We start from the raw sequence: 12,364 nt of genomic DNA, 5'->3' as shown, positions 1-12,364 counted from the left end.
TGCCGACAAGGTAATCGAGTCGGTGCGGTAATCCTCTAAAAGCTTCGAAAGGAGAGGGGGTATAGCCCCTTTTCGACCATCGAATTCGACGCCGATGACAAAAAATCGCTGTTTAGAGAATCTCGGGCACTAATTTTGTTGTATTCACAACGAAAATGCTCCTAATGGGATGAAATTAAGTTGTTATTACAACATATATGCTGAAAATATACCCCTATAGGGTATACCAAGCTTTGATATTTTGGCAGTAGAGAGGGTTTTCACTTTTCACCCCCCACCCATCGTCCCTATCGTTGACGCCCGTTCGCTCTTCGCCGCCATCTGGCCCACTGCCGCTTATCGTCGCCGATCGCCGTTACCTGTCATCTACCGTCGACAGGTGCTTCTTTTCATATCCTTGGCGCTCAGCTTACGTGCGGTCCTCATAGAGCAGTGTGATAGGATGGGCCGCGGAGCGTAGGTATGTTGTGGTTCTGAACTGGGGCAATCAAGGTAACATACGGCTTCGATCGCTCCTGGCGGACACCGTGCGCCTCGATTCCCTGGATACGGGCGATCTATCGCATCGCCATGTGGGCGGGAAACGTTTCGGCACCGACGAGTGGGAAAGTCATCTCAACCGTTGTTTCGCGCGGGCAGGGAAACGATGAAGGGGCGCTGGGTATGGGCTTCGCTGAGGAATTCGGCAGGTGCATCGATGAACTGGGCTGCTGCGCGGTCGATCTCTCAGATCTGACGGGGCTTTCAAGGTCCACGATCAGCCGGTATAGAAACGGCAGCAGGCTGCCTTCCGAGGAAAGCATCCCTCAGCTTGCGGAAGCTCTCGTCCGCGCATCCGCGGTTTCTGCCGGCATTTCCCTCGCCGACACTTCCGCCCCACCAGGTCTCGACGTGGCCCTCATCGAGGAAATCTCCCGTCGACTTTCCCAAAGCTTTCGGTCGGACCAGCCCGAATACGACTACGAGCTCTTCAGGGAGCGCATGAACGCTCTCATCGACGCGCTGGGCATCACGCTTTCCGACCTCTCGAACGCCCTCAATCACGATCCCTCCCATCTCTCGCGGATACGGACAGGACGCAGGCGTCCCGGGGATCCTCGGGTGCTTGCCGCAGGGCTGGCTGGCTACATTTCCCGCACCTATACCTCCGAAGCCGACCTGCGCACGATTGAGCAGGCGATATCTTTCCGGTCGGTTCCCGCGTCGTGCGCGCCTGATTTTCCCGGGGCGGGCCTTGAAATCGCTCTTCTCGATTGGCTCATGGAAGGACAGCGGGAGGCGTCCCGCGACATCGTTTCCTTCGCGCGAACCTTGGACGAGTTCAGCCCGGCAGACTACACGTGGCGAAGGATCCTGAGCAGCATCGCTCTGCCCGCTGCTCCTTTCCGTATCCCCCCTCAGCGCGACTACCTGGGAGAAAGAGAGCTGCGGGAAGGCGAGCTCGATTTCCTCATGGCCACCCTGATGGCGCGCAACGCCCGCGAAATGCTGATCTACAGCGACTTTCCCATCGAAACCTCGCTTGCCGACAAGTCCTTCATGAAACGCTGGGTCTCAGGTGTGGCGCTCCTGCTCAAGCGCGGCGTCCATCTCGATATGGTCCATTGCCTCGATCGCCCTCTGGGCGAGTTGATCGCGGGTCTCGAGGCTTGGGTTCCCTTCTATATGACCGGGCAGATATCCGGGCACTACCTTCCCGAAGTCGCCGGTCAGCCCTTTCATCATCTTCTCATGGCGTCGAAGGCGGCGGTTCTCACGGGAAGCTGCGTGCGCGGCAGGCACGAGTTCGCGAAGGCCCGTCTGGTGCGGCGAAAGAAGGATGTCGCACGAGAGGGAGAGAGCGCCGCAGCCATGCTTGAGCTTGCGAAGCCTCTGGTCAAAGCATTTGACGAGAGCCATAATCGGGATTTTCTCAAAGCCATCGAAGAAGATCTTCCCCGCGCTTCGGAACTGCTTATCCTCGTGACTTCGCCCCCTGTGTTCGTCATGAGCGACGAGTTGCTCGAACGCATCTTGGCGAATTCCGGCGTCGGCGAACGGGAGGGGCGTCTCGTCTTGGCCGATGTCCGTCGGGAACGCGCCCTGATAGAGTCTTTCCTTGCGCATGGTTCCGTCAGGGTCAATATGGCGACTCTCTCCCGCACCGCCTTCGAGGAGCGCCCTGTGACCTTGGTCTCTCCCAGCATTCGATGCAAAAAGCCTCTTTCCTACGCCTATTCCGACTATACCAGGCACATTGCGGAGCTTTGCGCCTGCCAGGAGCGGTTCGATTCCCTTTCCGTAGCCTCCGTCTCGCACGCCCCGTATCGGAACCTGCACGTCGTCGTATGCGACGACGCTTGGGCGGCTTTCATCAAAGGACGGTCTCCGGTCACCCACTTCCTCCTATGCCACCCTCATCTCGTCCAAGCGACCCGCGCCCTTTTCGAAGGGTCGTGCTCAAGCCTGCCGCGGAGTTGACGGACGAGGCAACGAAATAAACGCATGCGGTTGCCAGACGAGGTCATCGGCATGCTTCCTGACGGTCGATAGAATCTATGAGGGGATGCATAAGGCGTGCTGAACGCCGTGACGTCTCGTCTGCTCTGTTCCGCAGGGAGCGTTGACGACCGAACAGGATAAAGGAGGAGCCGCCTGATGCCGTTGCCTGAATCCGTGGCTGCATACGTCAGCACCATCACGTTCAAGAAAAAGGCTCTCGGGGGCATCGACGAGGTCGACGCCCTGGAGAAGATCGCGGATATCTGCAGGCTCTACGAGGCGGAATTCGGCGAGGCGGCGCACGCGGATGCAACGCATGCGGGCACAGCGCATGCGGACGCCGGCGATGCGCAGGTCTCGGAAGGTGCGCAGGCTTCGGAACCGTCCGAGGAAGCGCGCAATGGGCGCATCGCCGAGCTGGAAGCGGAGAAAGCCGCCATCATGGCTGCGTCGAACGAACTTGCCGCCCAGGTCACCTCTCTTCAGCAGGAGGTCGAAAACCTCAGGGCCGAACGGGGCGATCTGGATGAGATACGCCAGGAATACGAGCGCAGATACGACGAGATCAAAGAACTTTCCCAATTTCTTCCCCGCATCAAGGAAGACCAGGAGGCCCGCGCCCGCCGAGAGGCGGACGTTTTGATTTCGGATGCCCGGAACAAGGCCCAGGAGATACAGGTTTCCGCCTTGGCCGAGAGGGACCGCATCGACGAGGACATTTCCCGGTTGGAAGCCGCTCGCAACGAGCTGCTGGTTTCCACCCAGAAGACGCTCCTCGTGCACGAACGGGCCCTCGCGCGGTTCAAGGAGAAAATAGGCCCCCTCGATGCCGGGGAGTAACGGAAGCTCCCTCGGCGTTTCGGCCGGCTCTCTCGACCCGGTGCTTCGAAAGCGCATCGGGAAGGCGGCCCGGCGACGGGCGGCGAGGAGGTTCCTGGTCGCTCTCGGGGCCACCGCCTTGGCGACGTATCTGCTCTTCGGGGTGCTCTTCGGGGCGGCGCTGGTAGAGGGTTCCAGCATGGAGCCCGCGTACCAGGATGGCGATCTGGTCCTGTTCAGTCGCATGGACAGGACCTATGCGGCAGGGGATGTCGTGTTGGTCGGGAACGGGTTTCGCACCGATCTCATCAAACGCGTCATCGCGACGCCGGGCCAGGACGTGGATCTCGAAGGAGGTTCCGTTTTGGTGGACGGAATGCCGTTGGTCGAGCCCTACGCGGTGGGCGCGACGGAGGCGAAGCAAGCCGTTTCGCTGCCTCTCTCGCTGGCCGAAGACGAGTACTTCGTTCTCGGCGACAGCAGGGATCGCAGCCGCGACAGCAGGAGCTTCGGTCCCGTTGAACGTTCCCGCATAGACGGGAGGGTCATTGCGGTTCTTCGGCTGGGAGGCTAAGGCCCTCTGGCCATGACCATAGGACAGGGCCGGATTCGGCGAGATAGGCCATGAGGCGCATCTCGCCGAATCCGGTGGGAGACGAAGAAGGAAAGGACAGGAACGATGACCTCTATCATCAAGAAAGGGGCGGCGGCTCTCCTGTTGGCCGTGGCGCTGGCGGTGGGGATGGTTCCCCTCTCGGCGTGGGCGGTCGACTCGCTGCCTCCCGACCAGGGCACCATGACCATCCATAAATGGCTGATGTCCGACACGAGCAAGGCCCTCGATCCCAACGACGGCAGCGCCCTTACCCCCGCCCAGATCCAGCAGCTGATCGACGCGGGAGCCAAGCCGCTTGATAACATCAAGTTCGATGTGTACAAGATCTCCGCCGTCAACAACCAGACCCTGGGATTCAACGGCGCGCTGCCCGGCGCCGCCCCGTACACGCTGATCAACGGCAACACCCAGATGAAGGATGCCGACGGCAATACCTACGACGTCACGTTCGTGAAGACCCTTACCACCGGTTCCGACGGCACCACGCCCAAGACCACCTTCGACAAGGGCTACTACCTGGTGGTCGAACAGGGCGGCGATCCCCGTGTGACCAGCCCTGCCGCGCCCTTCGTGTGCCCCGTGCCCATGACCAGCGCCGATGGCAAGTCCTGGATCACCGACGTCCATGCCTATCCCAAGAACGAATCCTCCAGCGCCGATAAGGCCGAGTCCAAGGTCACCACCACCAAGAACGCCGAGACCGGCAAAGCCGTCAGCGTGGGCGACACGGTGACCTATACCATCACGCCTTCCGTGCCAAGCGACATCTGGTCCGATGTCCCCACCGAGAACGCGGTCATCGCCTACAGCGTCAACGACGTGATGGATCCTGCCCTTGACTTCGTCGACGGCTCCGTGAAGGTGGAAGGCTCCGCCACCAAGGTCGCCGCCGGCTCGGGCACCACAATTCCCGCGGCGGGCAACTACACCGTGACCTACAACGCGGGCACTCGTACGCTGACCGTCGAATTCACCGCCGACGGCCGTAAGCTGCTGTTCGACAACGGCTACAAGTTCGTCAACATCACCTTCGACGCGACGGTCAACGACAAGCTGGCCTCCAGCGCCACGCTCACCGCCGACAACGAGGCGACGGTCAAGTTCATCAACCGCTTCGGCGAAGAGAAGACCACCAACACCCCGAAGACCACCATTCATTCGGGTAAGATCAAGATCGACAAGGCCGACGCCAAGAATAAGAACACCAAGCTGGCAGGCGCCAAGTTCAAGCTTGCCACCTCCGAGGCCAACGCCAAAGCGGGCCGTTTCCTGCGCAAGGCCGCCGATGGCAAGATCCTCGACTACGGTGCCGCCGGCTATGACGCCGCCACCGATTGGGAAGAGACCACCGACAGCGCCGGTTCCGCGGCCTTTGCGGGCGTCGCCGACTATACGTCTTCCATAACCTGGAATCCAGCAACCGCCTCATACGAAGAGGGCGCCAAGACCTATCTGAGCTATTGGCTGGTCGAGACCCAGGCTCCCAATAACTACAATCTGCTGTCCGATCCTGTGAAGGTGTCCTTCACGGAAGACAATTCCACCGTGGCGACCACCTACACCGTGACCCAGAGCATATTCAACACCACCGATTTCACCCTGCCTAAGACCGGCGGTATCGGAACGATCCTGTTCACGGTCGGCGGCATCGTCCTCGTCGGCGCAGCTGTCGCCATCATTCTGACGTCCCGCAAGAAGAAGGTCGTCAAGAAGTAACCGATCCCGCTCTGCGACCTGCAACGCAGAGCTCCGCAAGCCCGCCGGGGACGGTTTTCCGTCCCCGGCTGGTGCTCGTTTCGGAAGAAGGCAATGAGAAGGATCCTCTCGGTGATAGCGCTCGCTCTGGCTGGGTTAGGCCTGTTGGCCTACCCCTCCGTAGCGATGTATCTCTCGGATGTGAACGGATCGTATGCATCGGAGAGCTACAACGAGTTCGTCGAGGAGGTCGATCAGGAGACGCTCGATGCCGAGTGGCAGGAGGCCGTTCAGTACAACGAGAGCCTGTCGGGCAATCCCGTGCACGACCCTTTCATAGAGGGAACGGGCATGGCTATGCAGGACAACTACTATGACGTCCTCGATCTGGGCAACGCCATGGGAACCGTGGAGATACCCAAGATATCGGTGAGCCTGCCCATCTATCACGGGACGGCCGAGGACACGTTGCAGCAGGGCATCGGGCACCTCGAAGGCTCGTCGATGCCCATCGGCGGCGAGGGAACCCACGCGGTGCTCACCGGGCATACGGGCCTGGCCCATGCGCGGATGTTCACCGACCTGACCGAGCTCGAGGAAGGCGACCTGTTCTACGTGCACGTTCTGGATCGCACCTTGGCGTACCGCGTGGATCAGATTCTCGTCGTCGAGCCCGAGGATTCCGAAGCGCTGCGGCGCGTGGACGGCAAGGACTACTGCACGCTGCTCACCTGCACGCCTTACGGGATAAATTCCCATCGCCTGCTGGTGCGCGGCGAGCGCACGGACTACATCCCCGAAGAGAAGGAGGACATCGAGGCGGTAACGGGATCAAGCGCTCCCTTCGCCATCGCCCTCACCGCGGCCGTCACCACCGTCGCGGTCGTCATCGTCGTGACGGCGATAACCGTCAGGAGCCGCAGGAACGAGCGGCGCCGGCAGGCTGTCATCGACCTGATCCTGGGGGGCGGCTCGCAGGAAGGCGGATCGTCATGAGCCGGCGGGCGGCCTGCATAACGGCCGCGATCTTGGCGGTCGGTGGGATCGTCCTGCTGCTTCTGCCCCATGCGGCCCAGTGGATGTATGCGGACGAAGCGAACCGCGCGGCCCGGGATTTCGATATCCGCATGGAACGGGCCGACGTGTTTTCGATGGGCCAGGATGCCGAAGGGCTTTCGACGAACCGAAACGTTTCGGAAGAGGGCTTTCTCGATCTGGACGGGTTATACGCGGATATGGTCGCCTATAACCGGCGCATCGCGGATGACGGCCAATCCGGCCTGGTGGACGCATGGAGCTACCAGCGAAGCGAGATAGACCTGCGCGCCTACGGCTTTCCCGATCAAATGATCGGCTACGTCGAGGTGCCGGCCATCGGGCAGACGCTGCCCCTGTACCTGGGCGCCACCAGCGACCAGATGAGCTTGGGAGCCGTGCAGCTCACCCAGACCTCCATGCCTATCGGCGGCGCTGACACGAACTGCGTCATCGCAGCCCACCGGGGTGCCTGGTCGGCTGCCATGTTCCGCGATATCGAGGATCTGGAGCCGGGTGACGAGGTGCGCGTGACCAACCCCTGGGGCACCCTCACCTACCGCGTGCGGGAGACGAAGGTCATCGCTCCGAACGATATACGGCAGATCCTCATACGGAAAGGAGAGGACATGGTCACGCTCATCACCTGCCATCCCTATGGGAGCAGCGAGAAGCGCTACGTGGTCTATTGCGACAGGACATGACGGCAGGCGGGCACCGTGAAGCTTTCCGCGAACCAGGCGGCTGTCTGGCTCGCGGAAAGGATTCATGGTTTTCAGGGATGCTTCGCGCGGCGATCCGCGCAGGAGCCCGACGGGTTGAAACGGCCGATCGAGCCGGTAGAAGGGATGAATGATATGGACGCACGTCGAGAAGCGAGGAACATCAAAGACGTCGCCGGATTCGTCGCTGTCATGGCGGCGGGCGTTTTGGCGGCAGCGATCATGGTCGTCTCGCTGGCGGTCATCGCTTTGGCCGACGTCGACGCGGTGCCCCGGATAGCATCTTTCGAAGCGAAGGATCCCGTGGCGGCGCTTTCCGTGAAAAACGGCACGCCTTTGGACAAGGCGGGGCTGCCCGATGAGCTTGTCGCCGTGGTGAAGCTCGACAAGGACGAGGATGCGGATTCCTTCGTCCAGGCGACGCCTGCGTCCAAGGATGCCGATCAGCGGCATTATGCCGCTCCTGCAGGCGCCGACGCCCTCTACGCCGCCGGCGATAGGGTGGTGTATTCCTGCGACAACGACTCGGACGAGGCCACTGATCCCGTCTACCGCGTATACGGCAGCCTAGGGGAAGGCGAGGCGTCGTGGTTCGCTTCCGACAAGCAGGGCGCCATCCAAGGCCGCATGGTCGATATCCCCGTGACGTGGGCAGGGGATTATGACGCGAACCAGGCGGGCACCTACGTGATGACCGCGTCTTTCTCAGGCTATGCCTATGCGGAGGCTCGCCCGCATGCCACCGTTGACGTGGCCGCCGCCGAGACCGGCGGCGAAGGGGCCGATAACGCCAAGCCCGCGCCTGACGAACCTGAAAGCAAAGAAGCCGATTCCGAGAAGGAAAAGGACGGCAAGGGCGGCGAAGATAAGGCCGCTGCCGATACGAAGGACGGAACTGCCGAGGAAAAGGACGATGCCAAGGCCAAGGATAAGGCCGAGGACGCTTCTCCCGTCCAGACGGAACCTGCCACCCTTACCGCGGATGCCGGCGATGGCATGAAAGTCACCGTCGAGGCGCCGGCGGGGACGCTGCCCTGCCCTGCGGACGAATTGACGCTCAGCGTCGCTCCCGTGGATGATCCCAAGGCGCAGGAGCTGGTCGAATCGCAGGCGGACGATCCTGCGGACGGCGCCCGCCGCGAGACAAGGCTCTACGACGTCAAACTCACGCGCGATGGGCAGGAGGTCCAGCCTGCCGGCGATGTCAAGATGACGTTCGAGGGCGTCGACGCTCCCAAGGGCGATGCAGAGCTCTACAGCTTGGACGAAAGTGCCGAGACGGTCGAGAGGCTCGACGCCGCCGAGAGCGGCGACACCTCTATGTCCGCCGTGACGCAAGGCTTCCCGACCTGCGCGGTGACCTGGACGGTGGACTTCCGTTTCGACGGAGGGACGTTCTCCATCGCCGGCGAGTCCTCGGTCCTGCTCTCCGAGGTCTTCTCCCGCCTGTCGGTGGGCCGCGAGGCCTCCGACGTCGTCTCCTGCGAGTTCAGCGACCCGGCCCTCCTTTCCGTGGAGCGGGAGGGGGACGACTGGAGGCTGGCGTCGCTCGCGCCCTTCTCCACCGAGGAGAGGCTCTCCTGCGCGTTCCCGAACGGCGATGTGGTCGAGATCGGGGTGACCGACGCGCCCGCCGGCGGCGTCGCCGAGGACTACGTGCCGGGCACGGGCGAGGTCTCGGGCCTGAACGTGTCCAAGGCCACCGGCACCGCGCCCTTCGACGCCGACGACTCGGCGGGCAACGACTCCTCGGCGTCAAACGACGTCGTGCGCTCCTTCGACACGGTCTTCTACAGCGTCGGCTACACGCTGAACCTGGCGGACAAATACCAAGGCCTGTTCAGCGGATATAAGAAAGCGAACCTCTATGTGGAGGCGACGTTACCCTTGCCGAAAGAGCAGGCGGCCTTCGACCTCGGCGCCATGTCCTGGCTCACGGATGCCCAGGTGACGGATAACGGCGCAAGCCAGACCTTGACGGGCTATTACGCGTTGGACACGGGCGGCAAGGCATATGCCGTTCCCTCGACGGGAACCATGAAACTCGCCGTGGCCGTAAAGAACATGGCCAACGGGACAAACGTCAATCTGACGGAGATCAAGTGCTGGCTGGATGCCGGAAAGGAGAAGACGGTCACGCCTACGGACACCGCCGTGAGCAGCAAGGCCAATTACAACGTCGGGATTAAAGATTTCACATGGGAGGTAGGTACCGCCGATTACGCGGCAGGGACCATCGCCATGAATTCCGAAAGCACCCCATACCATGGCTCGATCGAGTCCTACGGGGTGTACGTTTCCGTGGTGAAAGATGCGAAAAAGGGCGACAGGGGGTTGTTCGTCGAAGACGAGATAAACTGCGAGTTCGACCTGAAGGCATACGAGTATTATTTCGACGGCAGCAGCTACGTCCCTTTGGCGAACACAGTGCTGTGGGATTGCAGCCTTTACACGGAGGAAGCTCAAGGCACGCAGAACCGTGAAATGCTCTATATGAAAATGGGCAATGGCAACAATAAGTACAGATTGCCATATTCGCGGAAAGATATTGGAGATAGGTCGAACTCCGCGTTCGATTCGGGAACGATCTCGGTCGAGCCAAGAGGCGGCAATACTTACCACGTCAAATTTTCTGGGATAAAGACGGACGGGATCTTCCCGACGAACGCCGCAAACGACGACGTGCTCGATGGTGGGCAGAACATGATTGCCACCGGCGTGGTGGAGGTATACCAGCCGTTCCATTGGAACGGGGCGACACCGGCAGGCGGCCCGGGTGTAAAGAGATATACCGATGTCTGCACCGACGGCACGTTCAAGATCAACAGGCAGACCCACGACGATCCAAACGCCGTATTTCAACCGGAAACGGTCTCAGACAACAGGAATTTCTTGCCTATAAATTATGGGGGCACCGGCGACGCCAGCTTATACGTAAGCCTGAGAGACAATGCCACGATCCATGTCGGCGATACATACAGCGTGTCCGTACACGGAAATGCGTTTCCGACGGCAACCTATGGGTTCGTTCACGAGGATATCTTCGTCAAATTCGACGGCAGGGTCTTCGACGTGGACGAGGGGAGCATCCAAGCAAATGTGGGCCTATCGGATGGCGTTCCTCTCACGAACCCCTATTTCGATATCTCGGTGTATTACGTAGGACACGATCAGGCTGGGGTGCAGTGGGATGGGCTCGATAGGATGAGGTATTACAACCCGTCGAACTATGCAGCCGGTGGATTCCAGCTGTTTTCCTCCATGGACGAGCTCCATGCCACCTTGGGGCAGGATGCGTTGTGCTGCGGCCTGTATTTCAAGATCAGGAACATCGATATCGCAGCGCTTCAAAGGGATGACCTTAAGTACGGTTATTACAATGACTACGAAACGGTCGGCGCTGTGTTTGACTTGGTCGCGAAATCCAATGAGGGGTTCGACGGACCGGTCACGCACATCCTCGCCTCCAGTGTGAAATACCGTGCCGACGGAAGCATGGTGGAAACAGACTATGACAGGTCGTGGCCTAACTATGACGTACCGACCGGCGCGACATGGGTAATGGGTTCCTACTATTACCCCGCGGCTTACGACGGCAACGGGAACTGCATCAGGAATGCCAGATACGACATCACCGCTGACTCTGATTCTACGAACTGGCGGTCAGGAAAGACGGTCTACATCCTCGGAGAGGAATGCCGGACGGAGCAGCGGATCGCGAACGAGCAGAACGGAAAGAGCAAGCAGACCTACTTCGTCCCGAGCGGCGAGCGCTACGCGGACTATGCGCTGCGGTCGAAGGTCCTGTTCGGCGGCAACTACACGAAGACGAGCGATGTCACGGTGACGGCGACGCTGGACAAGGGGCTGTCCTATATTCCGGATACCGCCTATCTGGGAGGGACGTACGTCCAGCCGACGGATTCCAAGCACAGCGGCAGCGTGACGGGCGGGGTGAAGCTCCGGGACAACGGCACGGTCGCCGGCGCTCCGACGTCTGCGACGACCATCGGAAGCGTCGACATGGCGATTGAAGAACATGCGGACGGGACTACCACGCTCACTTGGAAGTTGACGAACGTCGAGTTGGGCAAAGAGATACCTGAGATTCATTACAGCACCAAGATCGGCGACGAGGCGAACCTGGAGAACGACGTCCACGACGGGGAGACGCTGAAAAGCGTAGCGGCGACCTATACCACCGATTCCGGCGTGAAGGACGAGGCCTCCTCCACAACCTCTCTCAAAATCATCGCCTTGGAATCCGCAACCATCGTCGACGGCGTTATGAAAGACGGGGTGCTGCACGGAGACGAAGCGGAGTTCGACGTCGACGAGGATATCGCCTTCACCATCGATTACACCAACGACAGCGCGCAGACCTTGGATAACATGGAGATCCTCGACGTGCTGCCCTACGACGGAGACCTGCGCGGCAGCTCCTTCCATGGGGACTACGAGGTGGCCTCCGTGACCGTCGAGCGGCTCAACGACGCAGCGGGAAATTACGCTCTGGACTACACCGAGGACGCCTCGGTTCGGGACCATGAGGGCGACCCGTTCGGCATCTCGCCGGCCTATACGTCGGCATCCGCGACCGTCGCGGGCAGGATTACGACGCTGGAGCTGCCGGCGGGCGCGGCGCCGACGATGTTCCGTTTCATCGGAACAGGCATCGGCCCGTATGCGCAGGCAAGGATTACGGTCACGCTTCATCCGACAGGGAACAAGGACCAGGACGTCTACGAGAACGACGCCGGGTACAGCACGGCGACCATACCGAAGGAGGTGTACGCCGTTCCGGTGAAGGCGACGGTCAGAGCCTCCCAGGCCCCCTTCTCCTTCGTGAAGGTCGACAGGGACGGCGCGCCGCTGGCCGGCGCCGCCTTCGAGCTCTACGCCTGCCCGGCGGGCTGCGACCACTCCCTGTGGCCGCTGGCCTCGGCCGCCTCGGAGGCCGCGGGCTGCTGGGTGGTCTCGTCGCCCTTCAGGCGCG

The 12,364-nt window shown here is 61.1% G+C and carries 7 protein-coding genes; all 7 read left to right on the top strand.

The genetic code is table 11. From position 1 onward, the window contains the following. Positions 1 to 663 precede the first annotated feature (663 nt). Positions 664 to 2,460 carry a helix-turn-helix domain-containing protein gene (locus HMPREF0762_RS04780; RefSeq protein WP_006362356.1) on the top strand — a complete coding sequence of 599 codons (1,797 nt, stop codon included), beginning with the start codon at positions 664 to 666 and terminating at the stop codon, positions 2,458 to 2,460. Positions 2,461 to 2,637: 177 nt separating this feature from the next. Then, positions 2,638 to 3,321 (top strand): hypothetical protein, encoded by a 684-nt coding sequence (locus HMPREF0762_RS04775; protein WP_006362355.1) that lies wholly within the window; start codon positions 2,638 to 2,640, stop codon positions 3,319 to 3,321. After that, positions 3,308 to 3,874 carry a signal peptidase I gene (gene lepB, locus HMPREF0762_RS04770; protein WP_006362354.1) on the top strand — a complete coding sequence of 189 codons (567 nt, stop codon included), beginning with the start codon at positions 3,308 to 3,310 and terminating at the stop codon, positions 3,872 to 3,874. The genes HMPREF0762_RS04775 and lepB overlap by 14 nt, the downstream gene beginning before the upstream one ends. A gap of 105 nt (positions 3,875 to 3,979) precedes the next feature. Further along, entirely contained in the window at positions 3,980 to 5,632 is a 1,653-nt protein-coding gene (locus HMPREF0762_RS04765; protein WP_006362352.1) for a SpaH/EbpB family LPXTG-anchored major pilin, read from the top strand. A gap of 111 nt (positions 5,633 to 5,743) precedes the next feature. Further along, a complete protein-coding gene (locus HMPREF0762_RS04760; protein ID WP_277071079.1) occupies positions 5,744 to 6,607 on the top strand; it encodes a class C sortase in 864 nt (287 codons plus the stop codon). Continuing rightward, positions 6,604 to 7,350, top strand: a complete 747-nt coding sequence (locus HMPREF0762_RS04755) for a class C sortase (protein WP_006362350.1) — start codon at positions 6,604 to 6,606, stop codon at positions 7,348 to 7,350. The genes HMPREF0762_RS04760 and HMPREF0762_RS04755 overlap by 4 nt, the downstream gene beginning before the upstream one ends. Before the next feature lie 153 nt (positions 7,351 to 7,503). Continuing rightward, positions 7,504 to 12,364: ICP22 family protein (locus HMPREF0762_RS04750; RefSeq protein ID WP_040619042.1), on the top strand; the 4,861-nt coding region annotated here is incomplete at its 3' end.

The sequence above is a fragment of the Slackia exigua ATCC 700122 genome (assembly GCF_000162875.1).
In the GTDB taxonomy this organism is placed as follows: Bacteria; Actinomycetota; Coriobacteriia; order Coriobacteriales; family Eggerthellaceae; genus Slackia; species Slackia exigua.
This window is presented reverse-complemented; position numbering and strand designations above follow the sequence as displayed.